This window comes from Rhodothermales bacterium, assembly GCA_041391505.1.
Classification (GTDB): Bacteria; Bacteroidota; Rhodothermia; order Rhodothermales; family JAHQVL01; genus JAWKNW01.
Map to the genome: position 1 here is coordinate 82715 of JAWKNW010000020.1, position 19134 is coordinate 101848.

Consider the following 19134-nt stretch of genomic DNA (forward strand, 5'->3'; position numbering starts at 1 on the left):
CGCCCGGGCTGGGTCGACGATCGCGGCGCGCATGCGGGCGCGCCTACTTGATGATGGCAAAGGTGCCCTCATGCTCGCCGATACCCGGCGCTTCTATGTGATACAGGTAGATCCCGTAGGCGACGGACAGGTTGTCGTCGCTTTCGAGATCCCACTCCTCGATGCCGTTCATCAGGTCGGCCGGCGTAAGCGCCTGGTTCGCCCCGGTGTTGTGCTCCAGGGTCCGGACGAGCTTGCCGCCCACCGTGAAGATGCGAATCGTACACTGGGGAGGAAGATTGATAAACTGGATGACGCGGGGCCCACGGCCCGTCGAGAACGGATTCAGCGGCTCGAAGCGGTTCGTAACCACGTAGGGGTTGGGCACCACCCGGATGTTCTCCAGCTGATCGGCGGCCAGCGCCGCATCGGTGGACGGCCCCATCGCCGTGAACTCGAACTCGTCCGACGAGAGGAACGGCTTCCGGATCTTGATGTCAATCGCGTCGCCCTGGACCGGATTTTCGCGGTTCTGGAGCACGAAATTGAGGCTGAACTGCCACGTCACGATCTCCTCGCCACCGCTGCCGATCGCCGGCTCGATGATGATGATGCGGTCGCTCTCGGACACGGCCGGGTCGGCGCTGAACCGCGCCGGTGCGGTCGACGTCGCGCCCTGGAAATCGGAGCCCGTCAGATCCCAGAACGCGTACTTCACCTCCTGGCCCGTCGACACGTTCGTCACGCGGATGTTGGTCGGCCGCGAAGGCAGGGTGAGCCGGCGGCGGACTTCGTATTCGGTCGACAGCCCCTCTCCGTCGCCCACGACCTCGACCCGGTAGTCGGCCGGGTTGCGGAGCCCGCGGATGAAGCCGGCGGCCAGATACGGCTCGACGGCGATCGGGTAGATCTCCGCCCGGTTCCACTTCGTCTCGGTGCTGTTGAGGACGATGAAGGGCTCGGGGAAGAACATGAGTTCAAAACCGATGGGGTCCCCCTCGTCCGAAAAGACGGGAAACTCCTTGCCGTCGCCGAACGCTGTGGAGCGGTCGAGGATGACCTGGTTGGCCGTGAGGTCGGTCAGCGTGAAGTTCTTCGTCGTCAGCGTGTCGGGGGCGTTGGCGCCGCCGACGATGAGCGTATCCTCGAACGAGACCCGGTACTGGTGCCCGGCGTCGACGGCGCGCGGATCGACGATGTTATACGCGATCCGGCTGGAGGTAAAGCCCTTCGTGCGCTGCAGGCCGGCGATGTCGGCCGCGACAAACCCGCCCGACGGCGCCGCCGGCACGGCGACGGCGACGTTCCGCCCCGTCTCGATCCGCCCGTCGGGCAGCCGGCGGATGCGCACCGGCGTTTCGGTCGGGGGAATCAGCTCCTCCGTGGCCCCGAAGTCGTACGCCGTCACCGCATAATAATAGGTGACGCCATTCGTGACGTCGGTGTCGACGAAGACGTGCGTGAGGCCGTTTTCGTCCTCGCCGGCATCCTGCCGGTTATTGCCCAGATAAAACTTGACGCCGTTGACATCGACGGGATGGAAGCCCTCGAAGCTGTCGATCTTGTCGAACTGGGCGATCGGCTTCCGGAGCAGACGATTCCCGAAGCCGTCGGTGATCACCGTCGCGTCGAGGAAGGCGGGGTCGGTGGAGCGGTAGACGCGGTACCCTTCGAAGTCGCGGGGCTCGCGGCCCAGGCCGGCGAGGAACTGGTCGAACGACTCCTCGGCGTCGCTGTCCCAGTACAGCGTGACGCGTCCGTCACCCGGCACGACCGTCAGCGACGGCGTGATCGGGGCCTGGGCGAACTGGTAGTCTTCGAGGTAGGCGGACAGCGCCTTGTCGCGGGCATCGACCACCTGATCCTGATCGATGCCGAGCTGCACAGAGATCGAGATGCGCTCCGTCTGGCCGGCCTTGAGCGGGAAGAGGCTGCTCGTCACGACCAGGTCGTTTTCGCCCGGCTCCGGGATCGTGATGTCGAAATCGCCCGGAATCATGAAGGAGAAGAACAGGAAGCGGTCCGACTGGCTGTTGAAGTTGAGCGTGAAGGCCGGGATGATCTGGACGTTGGTGATACCGATCTGGTCGGATTCCGACACGTCCGTCACGTCGATATTGCGCTCGCCCGGGAAGTCGGTGCCGGCGCCGGAGGTCGGGCCACCGTCGCCGTCGCCGGCGTCGCCGTTGAACGGCACGCCGTCGAGGCCGGTGTCGTCCTGCAGCGGGTTCCAGTCGCCGTCGTTGTCGATCCCGTCCGCGCGGCTCTCGTCGATCATCTCGTCGATGCCTTCGTCGATCCCCTCGTCGATGGCGCCGTCGCCATCGTTGTCGATGCCGTCCGCATAGGCCTTGCCGAGGTCCTCGGAGCCGACGCCGTAGAGCACGATGTTGGTCCCCGGCACGGGATAGCGCCGGTAGGCATCGCCGGCGGCGGCATCCACCATGGCCTGCGTGACCGTCGGCGAGCCGGGTTCGGAGAGATACGGATAGTTGGCCGTCGGCGCGAGGGCGGAGTCGTCGTTGTCGATGCCGTCCTTGAACCCGCGGCCGAGGTCGGCGGCATCGACGCCGATGAGGTGTACGCGGCCGGCCGGCGGATTGGGCGGCCAGCGCAGGAAGCCATCGCCGGCAGCCTCGTCGATCATCGTCTGCGTGACCGTCGGTCCGCCCTGCTCGCCGTCGCCGTCGTTATCGATATAGTCGGCATACCCGACGCCCGGGCTCTGGGCCTGCTCGCCCGAGAACGGGATGTGGGTCGTGTTCTCGTCGATCAACCCGTTGTTATTGTCGTCGACGCCGTTGTTCGGGTTCTCGCCGACCAGGAACGAGGCCGGCACCACCGGGCTGTTGCATTCGCCGACATCCGGCGTGCAGCTGGCGAGCGTCGAACCGTCGGCGTCGTTGTCGATGCGGTCGACCGCGTTGCCGGGGGTTTCGAGAAAGGCGAAGGCCGCCACGCCGACGGGGTCGGAACCGAACGGCTCCGTGCCGATCCCGTCCGCGTCGGTCATGAACGCCACGTCCTCGAGGACGTCGAAAAACGGGATGTCGTCGGACGAGTCGCCGCCTACGAGGTCGGCCAGCCAGAGGCTGAACCCGACCCGGTCGAGGTCCTGCGTGCCGTCATTCTTGATGGCATGGAGCAGGAAGACGACATCGTCGATCAGGATCTGGCTCCAGGCGAGGGTGCGCACCTCCGTCACGAGGCCGAGACCCTTCCGGGTGAGGTCGGTGCTGTCGGGGAAATAGGTCGGATACCGGTCGTACTGGTCGTCGCCGACCTTGTAGAAGAATTCCTGGTCGGCATTGAAGTTGTCCTTCCCGAAGAACCCGTTCCACGAGCCGGCCCATCCCGGATCGGCGGCGTCGTCGAGTTTATCGGGCCAGCTCGCCGGCCAGGACTCGGGCTCGTCCGACTGGGCTATGCCGAAGGCGCTGCCGGCGGGGTTTACGTAGCCCCGGATGGGCTCGAAGGTCCAGGACCGGTTTTCGTCGACCGGGTTGCGGCGGAAGTCGGACACTTCGACGACCCAGAGGTCGTTGCCGCCGTTGTCCACCACCTGGGTGCCAACCCACAGCTGGGTCAGCGCGATATAGATCCGGTTCGTGTTTTTCGGCCATTCGTACAGGAAATCGCCCGGATTCCCCGAGTTGGCCGTCTGCGCCCAGTTCGTGATCGTCGCGCGGATGTTGTTGCCGTCGATGACGTCGCTGCGGCGCTCGAACGGATCGACGCGTTCGTCGCTCGGGATGTGGTTGCGGTCGATCACGCCCTGCGCCATCGCGCCGGCGGGCGCGAGCAGGGCGAGTGCCGCGAACAGGATCACCCTCCCCCTCATCTGCAACCAGCAACCTGTTACCTGTAACCCGTTGTTCATACGATCTATGTTTCGCATCGCTTAAAACCTGAAATCCAGTCCGAGCTGCACGCGGCGCGGCTCACGATAAAAACCGGGTTGGATCCAGAAGCCCGGATCCACGGAACCCTGCCGGAACTGCTCGAGCGTGAGGTCGGGCAAGCCGGTGTCGGAATACACGGCGGTGACGTTGCGCGTATCGAGCAGGTTGAACACCTCGACGTACACGCGGGGCTTCAGCCGGCCCGTATCGAACGTTTTGCTGACCGTGAGGTCGGCTTCGTAGGCCGCCGGAAGCCGGCGGGAGTTCGTCGAAAACTCCGGCTGCACGTCGTTGCCCACGATCGAAGCCGACGGGAACGAAGGCGTGTACGGGAAGCCCGACTCGAGGCGCAGCCGCAACGAGGCATTCCATCCCCCGGCGCCGCCGTAAATAGCGCCGGCGACCTTATGCCGCTGATCCCAGTTCAGCGGGAGCAGCGCCAGCGTAGGCTGGTTGTTGCCCTGGAGCGAGAAAAACTCGTCCGCCGGGTTGGAATTCGACCCCTCCACCACCTGGTAGGTGTAGCTGAAATCGAACCCGTAGTTCTGCTGGTAGGGCCGCGACAGCGTGACCGTGAAGCCCCGCGTATTGGCGTAGTCGCGGTTGGTGTAGATGACGTAGTTCACGCCGGGCAGGGCCGAGGCGATGAGCGTGGACGTCGACACCCAGTTGCGGACGTCGCGGTAATACGCCGTCATATCGACCACGTACTTGCCGGCCCCGAACCCCTGTTTGAAGCCGATTTCGTACATCGTCGTCTTCTGGGCCTTGAGGTTCGGATTGCCGAACGGACCGTAGAAGCCGGACAGCGTGGGCAGTTTGTAGTTCGAATTGTCGAACAGGTTGTTCAGCGTAGGGATCTGCAGGAAGAGCCCGAACGAGAAATGGATGACCCCTTCGGCGGTGATCGGGTAAGCGACACCGAGGCGCGGCGACACCTGCACCTTCGGGTCGGCGTCGGTGTACCAGTACGCTTCGCGATCGGCGACGGTGAGGGCGTTGGAGGCCACTTCCTCGTCGACGGTGATCACCCCGTCGCCGTTGGTGTCGCGGAACCGGTTGATCTTCTTCAGCGGGTTGAAGATGTTCGGATCCTCGGAGTCGGCCGGCAGCTGCGCGCGCGAATCGAAATAGTCCACGCGGAGGCCGGCGTTGACGATAAAGCTGTCGAACTCCAGCTTGTCCTGGATATAGCCGCTCAGCGTGAGCGGCTCCGCGTTGTCGAACGCGTTGAAGTCGGAGGACGTCTCGACCGGCACCGCCGGCTGGAACGGGACGACCGGATTGCCGCTGGGGTCGATGGCCGGAATCAGACCGAACGCCTCGAAGTCCAGCTGGTCGACACGCCCCAGTATCCCCCCTTTCACGAGGTGGTGCTGCCCGATCTGACTGGAAAGGTCGAACTTGACCATGTACGAGCGGGTCGAGCGCTGGAAACGCCCGAGATCGGTGCCGCCCCGCAGAAAACGTCCGCCGCCCGTCAACACCGAATCGGGCGGACTGATGAGCCAGTCGTTGTACCGCGGGTCGTTGAGATCCTCGTACAGATACGATTCTGCTTTCCGGTAAAAGGTCGCCACGTCCAGCGTGTAGAACGTGCGCGGACTCAGGATATGCGTGAGCTTGAGTTTCGCATCGTACCCGTTGTCGAAGTACGTGCGGATCCCGTCCGGATTCCAGCGATAGGGCAGATAACCGCTCGCTCCCAGGTCATCGTTCGTATTGATCGAACCCAGCCCGATGGCGTTGAGGGTCACGTTTTTACCCAGCCGGAAGCGGATGTTGGATTGCCAGCTGAATTTTTCGGACGAGTTCATGGGCACGAGCGCGCTGTCGCCGCGGGTGCCGTCCACGTTGAAGAGGCGCGCTCCGTAGAGCCATCCGTCGTTCTTGAAATAGCGCCCGAGCGCGAAGAACGTCACCTTGTCGCCCACGATCGGTCCTTCGAGTGAGAGTTTGGCGTTCTGGAACTGGGTTGGCTGGATCGACAGGTATGAATACGGGTCGACGCCGCGATAGAGGACGCCCGTTTTGGGGTCCTGCAGCTCGGCCACCCGGGTGCCGCGCAAAAACGCGGCGCCGTCGTCGCTGTGCGAAACGACGTAGGATCCGGTGTACACCTCGGCCGAGCCGGTAAACCGGTCGCCGCTGCCCTCCTTGGTCACCACGTTGATGACGCCGGACATGGCGTTGCCGTACTCGGCGTTGAACGTGCCGGAGATCACCTGCAGCTCCTGGATGCCGTCGTTTTCGAGCTGCACGGCCTGCGAGCCGTCATAGCTGTCGGAAACGGGCACGCCATCCACCATGAAGAGCACCTCGCTGCTGCGGCCGCCCCGGATATGCAACCCGTCGCGGTTGGTGATGCCGGCCTGGACTTCCAGGATCTGTCCCAACTCCGTCGCCGGCAACTGCTCGATCTTGTCGGCCGTGACGCGCGCCTCCGAACTCGTCACGTCTTTCCGGACCGCGATGGCGTCGGCGGTGACGATGATTTCTTCGCCCTGGATCACTTCTTCGCGCAGCGAGAAATCGACGGTCGTCGTCAGATCCAGGTTCACGCCCACCCCCTCGCGCCGTTCGGTGGCGAAGCCGATGAAGGAAGCGATGATGGTGTAGGTGCCGGGCCGCACGCCGATCATCACGTACTGGCCGTCCAGGTCGGTCGTGCTGCCCCGCGTGGTGCCCTCGATGAAGACGTTGACCCCCGGCAGCGGTTCGCCCGTGGAGGCCTCGATCACGCGGCCGGCGATTTTTCCTGTCTGGGCCATCGCCGTCATGCCGGCGCCGGCCAACACCAGCATCAGCAACACGACACGTCCCATTCGTTTCGTCTCGAGCATGAGCTCGTTCCCTTTATGCATGAGTTTTCTTGATCGCCATCTGTGATAGCAGCTGTTCATCGATCACGATGTCGCTGCCGCTGCGCAACTGCTCGATGCGGTCCCGGAGGACGCGGTCCATCGAATCGCTGCGCAAACGTTCCTCAATCAGCGGGCGCGCCTCGTCGAAGGCCATCGGCCGCCCATCCTTGCGCTCGCCCACCAGCAAAAGCACATAATGCCCCTCCAGCTCGATCGGTCCGAGCAACGTCCCGGGGGACGCCGCAAACACCCGATCCGCCAGGACACCGAGCTGATCGGCCGACGCGAACCCCATGTCGCCCCCCGTCGCGGCGGCGCCCGGGCGCTGCGAGTGGGACCGGGCTAGCGCGGCGAACGTCGCCGGCGTCGCCTGGCCGCGCAGGCGGTCGGCTTCGGCCCGGGTGTCGACCAGGATTTCCGACACGTGGACGCGCGCCGGCTCGGTGAACTCGGCGCCGTAGCGTGCGAAATAGGCCTGGACGGAGTCCTCGGGCACCGGCGCGGCGCGGCGCAGGTCGCGCATGACCTCTTCCCGGATCCAGTCCCTCGCGGCGGCATCGAACGCCTCGGCAAACGCCGGCTCCCGGTCGAGCCGCATGGCCTCGGCCCGCCGCAACATGGCGTCGCGGACGAGCAGCCCTTCGATGAACGCGCAGAGCGTTGGCCGATCGACCACGGCGGCGCGCTGCGCCTCGCTGGTGGAGCCGGCGGCATCCCGGAACTGGGCGACGCTCCAGGTCCGCCGGTCACCGGGCTCCCCGAACGTCACGAGCGCACCGTTCAGCCAGCCCGCCTCCGATCCCTGCGCCACGGACGCCCCCGTGATCTGGCCGACGAGCCGATCCAGCGCCTCTTCGTTGTACGCCGGCGCCAGCGCGGCCGCCAGATCGTGGGCATGCGCCGTGCGCGCGGCCGTCTTCCGGCGATAGGTTACATAGTGCTGGATGCGATCCCGACGCGCCGCGTACTCCCCTTCCGTCAGCAACGGTTTGGTAAAACGATCGTCCACGCGGATGATCGAATACCCGGTCTGCGTCCGCACCGGGTCGGACACGGCCCCGATCTCCAGGGTAAAGGCGGCATCCTCGAAGGCGGGATCCATCTCGTCGATGCTGAACGCGCCGACCGCCCCACCGTGATGCGCGAGCGCCGTATCGGCAAACACCTCCTTCGCGAGTTGCTCGAACGTGTCGCCGGCATCGAGCCGCCGGCGAAGGCGCTGCGCCTCCTCGAGCGTCCGCGCGTAGAGGTGCCGCGCTTGTACGGTCGTATTCGCCCGTACAAACATGGCTTCGAGGTCTTCCTCGGCGATGCGCAGGGTATCGTAAAGCGCGCGTTGCACGTACAGCTCGATCAGCAGTTTCTGGCGGATGCGTTCGGCCGCCTCCGCATAAGCGGGTCGCTGCTCCACGCCGGCGTCCCTCGCCTCGCGCACCAGCAAGCGTTCGGCGATGAGTGTATTGAGTACGTGATTGCGATGACGAGGGAGATCCTGCAACCCGGTTGCGAGCAGATACCCTACATACCGGTTGCGAAACTCCTCAGCATCGATCGGCTCATCGCCGACCCGCGCAACGGTCGGTAGCGCTTCCGGCACCGTATCGGCGGCGCGGCACCCGATCAACGCCGGCGCGGCGGCGAGGACAAGGGCGAAGGCTATGGCGAATACGGGGCGCAGCATGGTCAGGCAAACGTGATCCCCTGCCCGGAGGCGACGAGCGACTCGCGAGAGGCCGGCGCGCTGCTCGCGCGCGGCACGAGCCGGGGGTTAAAATGAGTCTGTGAGATCGGACGCTCGGGCGTCTCGATGCGGCGGAGCAGCTTTTCAAGCGCCACGCGCCCCATTTCGTACATCGGCTGACGCAGCGTGGAGAGCCCGACGTATTTGCTGATCATGATGTCGTCGAACCCGATCAGCCCGATCCCCTGCACGCCGCGCTCCTGCACGACCTGCATCGCGCCGAGCGCCTGGATGTCCGATACCGCAAACACGGCGTCGGGCGGGGCATCCATCTCCAGAAACGACTCCATCGCCACCCGCCCCGCATCCTCGGTGAAGCCGTGGTAATCCGGATCGTCCGAGGCGTGGACGAGGGCTTCCTCGAACGGGATGCCGGCTTCGCGCAACGCGCGGCGATACCCCTGGGCCCGCTCGACGGAAGGCACCGAGGCGACATTCGCCGTGACGATGCCGATGCGGCGATACCCCTGCTCGATCAGATGCCGGGTCGCCATGTAGCCGCCCAGTTCGTTGTCGATCGACACCGAATCGAAGGCGCTGTGATAGACGTCGACCAGCACGACGGGCTGGCGGGTGGCGCGGAGCATCGACAGGCGATCGGCTTCCAGGGGCGTGCTGAAAAGCAGCACGCCGGCCGAACGGCCGCGCTGCAATACACCGGTCAGCTGGTCGTCGATGGTCTCCATCGAGGCCGCGCTGTGGACCACGAGGTCAAAATCGCTGCACAGCAGGCTGTCCTGCACCCCGCGCAGCACTTCCAGATAGAAGTAGCTGGTCATCATCGGGATGACCGCCGAGATCCAGTGCGACTGGCGGCGCGCCAGGCTGCGGGCCGAAGGATGGGGAACGTAACCCAGTTCGCGCGCGCTGGCGCAAACGCGGTCGCGCGTGGCGGCAGAGACACGCGGACTGTTGTTGAATACGCGCGATACCGTGGCGATCGAGACGCCGGCGGCTTTCGCAATGTCGTAGATGGTCGCTTCCTGCCGCATGTCCTTCGCCGGCCTCTGCGCGGCCGACGCACGATAAATCACGATAAAATCAGCTGAATCCCGGAATCATGTAAGCGCTTACATGAACCATGCGCCAGAAGTAATGAAAAGGTAATGCGAAGATCAAGGGAGCGATTATGAATTGCCCTTGAGGTTAGGCGGGCGTGGACGGGGTCGGCGCGACTTCCCACTGCTCGATGGCTTCGAGAATGGCATCGACGATGCCGCCCTCCTCGATCGTCTTCACGATTTTGCCCTTTTTGAAGAGGTGCGCGCGGCCGCGGCCGCATGCCACACCGAGGTCGGCGCCGGCCGCCTCGCCGGGTCCGTTCACCGCACACCCCATCAGCGCCACGTTGAGGTCCTTCTCGAACCGCCGGGCCTTGATGGCGGACTCGACTTCCTCGGCGATGCGGAAGAGGTCGACTTCCAGGCGGCCGCAGGTCGGGCAGGCGATGATGTTGACGCCGGGCCGGCCGAGCCGCAGCGATTTGAGGATCTGGTGCCCCACTTCCACCTCCTTGACGGAGTCGGTGGTCAGCGATACCCGGATCGTGTCCCCGATGCCTTCCGCGAGCAGGGCGCCGATCCCGATGGAGCTTTTTACCGTGCCGGAGCTGAGTGTGCCCGACTCCGTGACCCCGAGATGCAGCGGGAAGTCGGTCCGTTCGGCGAGCAGTTTATAGGCCTGGATCATGAAATACACGTCGGAGTGCTTCACCGAGATCACGAGGTCCTCGAAACCGTTCGCGGCGCAGATCTCCACGTGCCGCATGGCACTCTCGTACAGCGCTTCGGGCTGCGGGTATCCGTATTTGTCCAGGATATCGCGTTCGAGCGAGCCCGAATTGACGCCGATCCGGATCGGGATCCCCGCGTCCTTGGCCGCCAGCAGCACCTCGCGCTCCCATTCGGGTTTGCCGATGTTGCCGGGGTTGATCCGCACCTTCGCCACGCCGGAAGCGATCGCCTTGAGCGCGTACTGGTAGTTGAAATGGATGTCCGCCACGATGGGCACCGGCGACCCCTGCACGATGTCCGCCAGCGCCTCGGCGTCTTCCGGACGCGGCACGGCGACGCGCACGATATCGGCGCCGGCTTCGGCCAGCCCCCGGATCTCGGCGAGGCAGATGTCGACGTCGTGGGTTTTCGATACCGTCATCGACTGCACGGAGATCGGGGCGCCACCGCCGATCTGGACAGATCCAACCTGGACGGCGCGCGACATACGACGGGGACGTTTCATAGCAAGAAGCTGTTGGTACGAGCGATACGGTGGGCTTCAACGACAGCCTCCGCCCGGAGGTTGCCGGTCTGTTGGGCTGTTACACGCGAGACGGCCGGCAGACACAGCGCCGGCCGGCCCTACTCCACGCGCCAGCCGAGGACGACGCGCAGCGGGAGATGGTCCGAGTAGGTGATCGAACGCACGACCTCCGCCTCCCGGATCGCCCACGCTTTCGAGGCGAGCACATGATCGATGCGGACCATGGGGTAGTGCGAATGGTAGGTGTTGCCGAACCCGCTGCCGGCGACGACAAAGGCGTCCTGCATGCCGCGCGCGAGGTGGTAATACGACCAGTTGTGGACGGTGCTATTGAAATCGCCGCTGACGATCACGGGCAGGGTCTCGCGATCCATCAGCGCCCGGATGCTCTCGCTTTCGATCGCCCGGAGCAGGAAGGCTTGCCGGTACTGGCCGAGATAGGAGCGCCAGAACGCGATCGACAGCAGGCTGCGCTCCGCGTCGTTCCAGGGCTTGCGCATCCCGAATGTCCGCAGGTGGACGTTGTACAGGACGGCCTCGCGTCCTTCCCAGGCGAACCGGACGCGGGTGACGCCCATCGACACCGAGTCGTCCGTCGCCATTTTGATCCGCTCCTCCTCGAGCAGGCGGACGCGCTCGGTGCGCGCCCAGACCGGCTGGAACGTCGTTTCGATGCGATGAGCGCCTTCGGCGTGCACGGTTACGCCGGCGTCTTCGAGGTGCCCTTCGAGGTTCGGGTAGTTGACGATGCGCTGCTCCCGCCGGCGGTAGCGGATGAGCAGATCCTGGAGGACGTACAGATCGGATTCGATGTCGTCGGTCAGCGCGAGGAGCACATCTTCGCTCTGGGCGGCGGTAAACGGCTCCAGGTGGCCGATGTTGAACGAAAGCATGCGCAGCTCGCCGGCTGCTTCCGCCGTCCCGTGGAATGGAAAAAACCGGATCGCCGCCAGCAGCAGCGCGGCGAGGTGGACCCGAAGCCAGCCCTTGCGGCGCGCGAAGGCGACAGCGACGGTAGCCGGCACGAGGGCCGTTGCGACGTAGGGCAGCGCGATGGCCAGGAGTTGAAACCACCAGAACCAGGAGGGGTGAACGTAACGCCCCAGGTAGCCCCCCAGAAAGGCCGCCAGCAGTCCTGCGTCCAGCGCAAGGAACACCCACGTTCGGATACGGCGTACCGAGGGTTTCACGCGATCGTCAACGCTGGCTGGCTTCGAACAGAATCCGCTTTTCTTCGGCTGTCAGGGCGTCGTACCCCTTGGCGCTGATCTTGTCGAGGATGCGGTCCACCTCATTCTCCAGCGTTGGCTCCACCACTTCAAGCTCCACTTCGATGGAGGCGGAACGCGCGACCGAGGGTGGGGCCGACTTGGGGGCTTTGCGCGTGTTGCGCGTTGCGAGCCAGTTCTCGATCCGCTTCAGCATCCCCTCCTGCTGCGCGCTGCGCCCGCGCCCGGCCGATGCGCCGCGGCCGACGCTGCGTTGCCGGAAAAAGATGCGCGTCCAGGACGAGAGATCCACGCCGCTCGACTCCGCCTTGGCGAACAAAAACCCGAACAGCGCGCCGCCGAGGTGCGCGGCGACGGCGGTATTGCTATCCGACATAAAGACCACGTTCAGGACGAGCACCGCGATCACGAGATAAAGCAGCCGGATGTTGCCGATCAGGATGAGGCCGACCGTCTTGAAGGGATACAGGATGGCGACGACGGTCATGATGCCCAGCACGGACGCCGAGGCGCCGTACACGATGCCGCCGAAGGCCGCGACGGAGGGAAAGAGCGCGTGCAGCAGCACCGTCAGCAGGCCGCCGCCCACGCCGGTGATCAGATAGGCGGCCAGGAGCCGATGGGAGCCATGCAGCTCCTCGTATTCCCGCCCGATCCAGACCAGCCACAGCATGTTGAAGAGGATGTGGATCAGCCCCCAGAAATTCGTGCCGAGGTGGAGGAAGTTATAGGTAATGAATTGCCAGGGTTTGAAGAGGACGGTGCCCAGGTCGGCATTGAGCGCCAGCTGGGAATACATGAACCCGCCTACGGCCGGCACGAAGCGCAGAATCAGCCATGCGCCGTACAGAACGACGTTGATCGTCAGCAGCGCGCGTAGCGCCGGCGGCTGCATGCGATACCAGGATTGGAATTGATTCACAGCGTTCATTCAGCTAATCCACAAACCGGCCGGCCTCCCCTCGCGCCGGCCACTCGATGCGCGTTGCGTTCCAGGCCTTCCGTGTCATCTCGCAGGCGCCCCGCATGCGTTTTTGAAGCGCAAGGCGGATGCAGCGAGCCGTTTATTATAGTCGAATCGCCCTTTTTCTGCGCGAACCGGCACGCCGCAACGCCCGCGACGAACGACGCGCGCGACCTGTTGCCTGTCGGGTGGTAGTACAACTCAGGGTCGAGAAGGTTTACTGAAACGGAGGATTTCATCCAGCCCGTTCCGGAGCTATTATGTCCTTCACGCCCCTTTGGTGGCCACAATCCCTACCGGCGCAGCGCAGGTTCAATGCATGATTTTCCCGGGTCGAACGGGCAGCTTGCCGCGCCAGTAAAGCAGCAGCAGGAATCCAAAAACCATGCCGCCCAGATGGGCAAAATGCGCCACGCCGGCCGATGCGCCGGTCGCTCCCGAGAAGAGCGAAATGAGGCCCATGCCCAGCACAAACCATTTGGCCTTCACCGGAATGAAGAAGTTCAGGTAGATGATCTGGTTGGGGTAGGTCATGCCGAACGCCATCAGCACCCCGTACACCCCGCCCGACGCGCCGATCGTGACGGCGTACGACCCGGTCACATACTGGACGGCGAGCTGAACGAGGCCGGCGCCAATGACGCAGATAAAATAGAAGATGCCGAAACGGCGGGATCCCCAGGTATTTTCCAGCTGCACGCCAAACATCCACAGGGCGAACATATTAAACAGGAGGTGGAAAAAGTCGCCGTGGAGAAACCCGTACGTCACCAGCTGCCACGGCCAGAAGTTCGCCATCGAACGCGGGCCGGCCGGCGTGAGCAGCACATCCGGCGCACCCAGCGGCCAGAGCGCAAACCAGTGTTCCAGAAACAGCGACAGCGGACTGTTGTACGCCATCTGCCCCAGAAAAAACAGCCCGTTGATGATCAGCAGGTTTTTCAGAACGGGCGGAAAGACCGAGAACTGGAACTGCGGCCGGTAGGTATCCTGATACATGTGGGAAGGCTCTGTTACACTTCTTATACTGCTTTAACTACGCCCGACCCGGGGTCGGGTTACGCACTACACTCAGCGATCTCACCGATACGCAAAATCCATCACCACGTTGGTCCTTTTTATATCGGACATGCATTTCGGCCGGGGCGATCCGCAAACCGAGAGGGAACACGAAGCGGCCCTGATCCAATGCCTGCGTCATTATGAAGCGCACGCGACGCATCTGGTCCTGCTCGGGGACGTTTTCGACCAGTACATCGAATACCGTCACCTCGTTCCAAAGGGATGCGTCCGTCTGCTCGGGTTGCTGGCCGAGTGGGTCGACCGGGGCCGGCGGGTCCTCTACGTCGTCGGCAACCACGACCCGTGGCATCTCGATTATATGGCGGAGGAAATCGGCGTCGAGGTCCTTTTCGGCGAATACCGGCTGACGTGGAACGACACCACCTGCCTGCTCGCGCATGGCGACCAGTTCGGCTCCCGCGTTCCGCTCTATGCGGCGCTCAAGACGCTGCTCCGCCATCCCGTGCCGGTGTGGCTCTACCGCAACCTCCTGCCGGCCGACGCCGGCATGCGTCTGGCACGATGGGTGCTCGGTCGCACGCATACGGATGTCATCAACCCGGGCGTGACGCGCGCCCTCCGCGAGACGGCCCGCGCGATCCTCGGGCGCGGCGGCGCCCAGGCGGTCTTCATGGGGCATAGCCACGAACCCGAGCTGACCCGCTGGCCGGAGGGCGTCTACATAAACACCGGCTGCTGGCGAACCACGCGCACTTTTGCTATACTGGACGAATCGGGGATTCGCCTACAGCAATGGAACGGGAGCCACGCTCAGGACGTTGAGAGTCCTTTCGAGCAGCCCGGAATGGCGACCTGAATCCGCCGGCCTGCCGCACAACCGCACCGACCCGAAGACACCTCCTCCGTCACCCAACTTTCGCCGTTCGCACCGATGTCCGAAGACTGGCCTTATACCGAAGAGGAACTCAGGGAATATTTCAACAACCCGGACCTGCGACGCACCAAGGCGGCGCACGACGGTCGTTCCTCGCACGGCTCCTCCCCTCAGCCTCCGCGCAAGGGCATCCTCGGCGTGCTCGACCGCCGGCTGGGCGACCGGAAAAAGGTGCAGGCCGCCGTCGTCCTTTCCGTCCTCACCGCCTGCTTCCTCCTGGGCCTCAGCGTCATCAGCTTCTACCTGATCAGCCTGGGAGACGACGACCTGCCTTCGATGGAGCAGCTGGAAAACCCCGCGCTCCAGCTGGCTACGATCGCCTACTCGGCGGACGGCGTCGAACTGGCGCGGTATGCCCGCCAGAACCGCTCCACCGTGAGCGGCGACGAGATCTCCCGCAACGTGGTCAACGCCCTCATCGCGACCGAAGACCACCGGTTCTACGATCACTGGGGCATCGACCTGTACCGCTTCCACACGGCGGCCATCAAGACCGTGCTCGGCGACGTCCAGGGCGGGTCGACCATCACCATGCAGCTTGCCCGAAACCTCTACAACAAGGAGATCGGGAAGGAGCAGACCATCAGCCGCAAGCTGAGGGAGATGCTGACGGCCGTCGAACTCGAGCGCCGGTACACGAAGGACGAGATCATGGAGATGTATCTCAACACCGTCGAGTTCGGCAACAACGCCTTCGGCATCGAGGCCGCGGCGCGCACCTTCTTCAACCGCAGCGCCGCCGAGCTGGACACGCTCCAGAGCGCCACCCTGATCGGCCTGCTCAAGGGGATCACCCTGTACAACCCGCTCCGCAACCCCGAGAACGCCCGTCGCCGGCGCAACGTCGTGCTCGGGCAGATGATCAAACACGGCTACCTCAGCGAGGACTACGTCGCGATCCACGGCGAGGAGCCCGTCGTCACCGACTTCAACCCCAACGAAATCACCCGCGGACCCGCACCCTATTTCTCCGAATACGTCCGGCAGTGGCTCAACGACTGGTCCAAGGCCAACGGCCACGACTTCTACGCGGACGGTCTCTACGTCTTCACCACGCTCGATTCCCGGATGCAGGAGCTCGCCCGCTCCGCCGTGGACGAGCAGATGGTCGGGCTGCAGTCGGTCGTCGATTTCGAGTGGAGCCGGCGCCGCGCCGGGAGCACCCCGTACAGCATGGTCGTCGAGGACTATCTCAAGCAGAAGGATTTCACGCCCTTCAGCTCGTTCTGGCGGATGTATTCGGACACGCTGCGCAGCTTCATCCGCGAATCCGAGGCGTATCGGCAGCTGGTCAAGGTGGACGGCATGTCGGAAAATGCCGCCATCGATTCGCTGATGCGCAACGACGAATACATGGCCGCGCTGAAAACCGACAAGTCGCGTCTCGAGGCCGGCCTCGTCTCGATCGACCCGCGCAACGGGTACGTCAAGGCGTGGGTCGGCGGCCGCAACCTGGCGGACGACTGGTACGACCACGTGGCGAAGGCCCGCCGGCAGCCGGGCTCCACGTTCAAGCCTTTCGTCTATATCGCCGCCATCGACAACGGCTATTCGCCCCAGCACACGTTCAAGGACACGCTCTTCTACTGGTCGGATGCCCTCGGCAACGAATGGAGCCCGACCAACTCCGACGGCGGCTACTCCAACCGCTGGATGACGCTCCGCGAAGGCCTCAAATATTCGCTCAACACGATCACCGGCCAGCTCATCCTCCAGGTGGGCGCCCCGACGGTGGCGGACTACGCGCGCTGGATGGGCATCAAGAGCCCGCTCAACGAGGTGCCGTCGCTCGCCCTCGGCACGAGCAACGTCACGCTGCTCGAACTCACGACCGCGTACAGCACGCTCGCGAACGGCGGCCTGTATTACGAGCCGACCGTCGTCACCCGCATCGAGGACCAGCTCGGGAACGTGCTGTACGAGGCGCGACCGCAGCCGAACGAGGCGCTGAGCGACCAGACCGCCTACAAGGTGATCGACATGATGCGCGGCGTCGTCGACACCGGCGGCACCGGCGCGCGCATCCGATTCCAGTACCAGCTCAACGACTACGACTTCGCCGGCAAGACGGGCACGACCCAGAACAGCGCCGACGGGTGGTTCATGCTAATGCATCCGGACCTCGTGACCGGCGCCTGGGTCGGCTGGAACGACCAGCGGGTCACGTTCCGAACCAACTGGTGGGGCCAGGGGGCGCACAACGCGCTGTTCCTGGTGGGCAGCTACACGCGCAAGCTGGCCGATGAGGGCCGGCTGAGCAAGGAGACGTTCCCCCTGCCCCTGGACTACGCCAACTCCGGATCGGAAGAAGCACTGCCGACCCAGAACCGGGACGAGCGTCGCGTCATCTGGTAACCTCCTTCTCTAGCGGCCGCACGCGGAGCCTGTCACCGTGAAGTTTCTCCATACGGCGGATATCCACTTCGGGAGCAACAGCTTCGGGCGGATCGATCCTGAAACGGGGTTGAATACGCGCTTGCTCGATTTCAAGCGCTCGTTCGCGTATATGGTCGAACGCGCCATCGCCGAACAGGTCGACCTCTTCCTGTTCTGCGGCGACGCCTACCGCACGGCAGACCCCACGCCCACGCAGCAACGCGCCTTCGCCGAGTGCCTCCGTCCGCTCGCCGAACACCAGATCCCGATCGCCATGATCGTGGGCAATCACGATCACCCTGTCTCCTACGGCAAGGCGTCGGCGCTCGACATCTATCCGTTTCTCGAAGGCGACATCCAGGTGTTCCGGAAGGCCGACTGGGCGACGATCCAGACCAAGGCCGGCCCGCTGCAGCTCATCGCGATGCCGTGGCCCATCCGCAGCATGCTGCTCTCGCGCGAGGTCTTCCGCAAAAAGACCCCGACCGAAGTCCGCGCCTACATCGAGCAGGCCTATCTCGATTTTCTGGAGGCCTGCCTGACCGAAATCGATCCCGCGCTGCCGACCGTCCTCGCCGCGCACTTCACCGTCCAGGGCGCCGAGATGTCGGGCTCCGAGCAAACCAGCCTCATCGCGCACGAGCCCAAGTTCACAGTCAGCCAGCTGGCGCGCGCGCCGATCGACTATGTGGCGCTCGGGCATATCCACCGCTTCCAGGATCGGAACGAGGGCCACACGCCGCCCGTCGTCTATTGCGGCAGCATCGAATGCATCTCTTTCAAGGAATGGGATCAGCCCAAAGGCTTCGTGATCGTCGACATCGAAACCGGCAAAAACGGCAAATCGACAACATACTCCTATATCGAAACGCCCTATCGCAGATTTATCGCCGTGAGCGTGGATGCGCGTGACGAATTGGATCCAACGAGCCTCATTCTCGCCGCCATCGAACGCGAACGTGTCGCCGACGCCGTGGTGCGGGTGCGCTACCGGGTCAGCGAGGCCAACGTCGCCCTCGTCGATGCCGAACGGATCCGCGGCGCCCTGAAGGACGCCTACGCCGTCGCCGCCATCGAACGCGTCGTCGATCCGGTGGAACGCGAACGGCGAACCGTCGTGACGCGCGAGTCGACGCTCGAAGACGCCATGCGCCAGTACATCGCCCAACACGCCAACCTTGCCGAGATCGAGGACGATTTGCTCGAACGCGGGTTGGCGCTCGAGAACGCGATCACCACGAACCGACAGGACCTTGACTCCTAGCGCGGCCGGCACGCCCCGTTTGCACCGTGTCGCCGCGCAATAGACATCGCTGGAAGCATCAACCCTCAACCCGATCATGAATCCCGAGGAGATTACCGTCACCCCCCCGCGCAAGGAAGGCATCTCGGCCGAGGCGGAGCAGATCGCCGTCTGGCCGGCCGTCGAGGCCGCGTTGAACCTCATCGAAGCCGATGAAGTCACGCGCGACGCCGCGCGGGTCGCCCTGACGTGCAGCGATGGCTGCATCGTGCTCGCCAATTACCTGAACAGCGAGGCCAAGCGCGTCGTCAAGATGGACTACCGCTTCAAGGTGCCCCTGCTCGTCCTGGCCGCCGACATGGCGCGGACGGACGGGCGGGCGGATTCGTTTTACGACCCGGATGAAGGCGCGTTGTATTTCGAGACCGACGAGCACCAGTTCTCGTTTCACGTATTCAAGGACTGGACGGTAGCCTGGGATGTCGTGGCCGACGAGGTGGTAAAAGGCTACGAATGGAGCGGCATCGAGAACCAGACCTGGGCGCTGGACATCCTGCTCGCCTACCTCGAACTGGACCTCGGCGCCTACTTGCCGCCGGCGGACGAGGAAGAATAGCCGA

12 protein-coding genes are annotated in these 19134 nt (G+C 64.4%); 4 read left to right on the forward strand and 8 right to left on the reverse strand.

Annotation, left to right across the window (positions count from 1 at the left end):
• Window positions 1–43: 43 nt before the first annotated feature.
• The 8 genes from R2834_17430 to R2834_17465 all read right to left on the reverse strand — a co-directional run bounded on the left by R2834_17430 (window position 44) and on the right by R2834_17465 (window position 13937).
• On the reverse strand, window positions 44–3808 hold the full coding sequence (locus tag R2834_17430; protein ID MEZ4702120.1) for a hypothetical protein: 3765 nt from the start codon (window positions 3806–3808) through the stop codon (window positions 44–46).
• 72 nt (window positions 3809–3880) lie between these two features.
• On the reverse strand, window positions 3881–6724 hold the full coding sequence (locus R2834_17435; protein ID MEZ4702121.1) for a TonB-dependent receptor: 2844 nt from the start codon (window positions 6722–6724) through the stop codon (window positions 3881–3883).
• Between the two features lie 13 nt (window positions 6725–6737).
• Window positions 6738–8426, reverse strand: coding sequence for a peptidyl-prolyl cis-trans isomerase (locus tag R2834_17440; protein MEZ4702122.1), 1689 nt, complete (start codon window positions 8424–8426; stop codon window positions 6738–6740).
• A 2-nt stretch (window positions 8427–8428) separates the two neighbouring features.
• Window positions 8429–9520 (reverse strand): LacI family DNA-binding transcriptional regulator, encoded by a 1092-nt coding sequence (locus R2834_17445; GenBank protein ID MEZ4702123.1) that lies wholly within the window; start codon window positions 9518–9520, stop codon window positions 8429–8431.
• Window positions 9521–9632: 112 nt separating this feature from the next.
• Window positions 9633–10724 carry a flavodoxin-dependent (E)-4-hydroxy-3-methylbut-2-enyl-diphosphate synthase gene (gene ispG / locus R2834_17450; GenBank protein MEZ4702124.1) on the reverse strand — a complete coding sequence of 364 codons (1092 nt, stop codon included), beginning with the start codon at window positions 10722–10724 and terminating at the stop codon, window positions 9633–9635.
• 119 nt (window positions 10725–10843) lie between these two features.
• Window positions 10844–11935 (reverse strand): endonuclease/exonuclease/phosphatase family protein, encoded by a 1092-nt coding sequence (locus R2834_17455; protein ID MEZ4702125.1) that lies wholly within the window; start codon window positions 11933–11935, stop codon window positions 10844–10846.
• A 7-nt stretch (window positions 11936–11942) separates the two neighbouring features.
• Window positions 11943–12896 (reverse strand): rhomboid family intramembrane serine protease, encoded by a 954-nt coding sequence (locus R2834_17460; GenBank protein MEZ4702126.1) that lies wholly within the window; start codon window positions 12894–12896, stop codon window positions 11943–11945.
• A 354-nt stretch (window positions 12897–13250) separates the two neighbouring features.
• Window positions 13251–13937, reverse strand: coding sequence for a rhomboid family intramembrane serine protease (locus R2834_17465; protein MEZ4702127.1), 687 nt, complete (start codon window positions 13935–13937; stop codon window positions 13251–13253).
• A 109-nt stretch (window positions 13938–14046) separates the two neighbouring features.
• Between R2834_17465 and R2834_17470 the strand changes: the two genes are divergently transcribed.
• The 4 genes from R2834_17470 to R2834_17485 all read left to right on the forward strand — a co-directional run bounded on the left by R2834_17470 (window position 14047) and on the right by R2834_17485 (window position 19130).
• A complete protein-coding gene (locus R2834_17470; GenBank protein ID MEZ4702128.1) occupies window positions 14047–14817 on the forward strand; it encodes a UDP-2,3-diacylglucosamine diphosphatase in 771 nt (256 codons plus the stop codon).
• A gap of 75 nt (window positions 14818–14892) precedes the next feature.
• Window positions 14893–17250, forward strand: a complete 2358-nt coding sequence (locus tag R2834_17475) for a transglycosylase domain-containing protein (GenBank protein MEZ4702129.1) — start codon at window positions 14893–14895, stop codon at window positions 17248–17250.
• 37 nt (window positions 17251–17287) lie between these two features.
• Entirely contained in the window at window positions 17288–18535 is a 1248-nt protein-coding gene (locus tag R2834_17480) for an exonuclease SbcCD subunit D (GenBank protein ID MEZ4702130.1), read from the forward strand.
• Between the two features lie 76 nt (window positions 18536–18611).
• Window positions 18612–19130, forward strand: coding sequence for a hypothetical protein (locus R2834_17485; GenBank protein MEZ4702131.1), 519 nt, complete (start codon window positions 18612–18614; stop codon window positions 19128–19130).
• The last annotated feature ends 4 nt before the right edge of the window (window positions 19131–19134 follow it).

What these genes read in the sequence shown, in the direction of transcription:
- R2834_17475 (MEZ4702129.1), top strand. Translation starts at nt 14,893, where the DNA reads ATGTCCGAAGACTGGCCTTATACCGAAGAGGAACTCAGGGAATATTTC.
- ispG (MEZ4702124.1), bottom strand. Translation starts at nt 10,724, where the DNA reads ATGAAACGTCCCCGTCGTATGTCGCGCGCCGTCCAGGTTGGATCTGTC.
- R2834_17465 (MEZ4702127.1), bottom strand. Translation starts at nt 13,937, where the DNA reads ATGTATCAGGATACCTACCGGCCGCAGTTCCAGTTCTCGGTCTTTCCG.
- R2834_17485 (MEZ4702131.1), top strand. Translation starts at nt 18,612, where the DNA reads ATGAATCCCGAGGAGATTACCGTCACCCCCCCGCGCAAGGAAGGCATC.
- R2834_17435 (MEZ4702121.1), bottom strand. Translation starts at nt 6,724, where the DNA reads ATGCTCGAGACGAAACGAATGGGACGTGTCGTGTTGCTGATGCTGGTG.
- R2834_17440 (MEZ4702122.1), bottom strand. Translation starts at nt 8,426, where the DNA reads ATGCTGCGCCCCGTATTCGCCATAGCCTTCGCCCTTGTCCTCGCCGCC.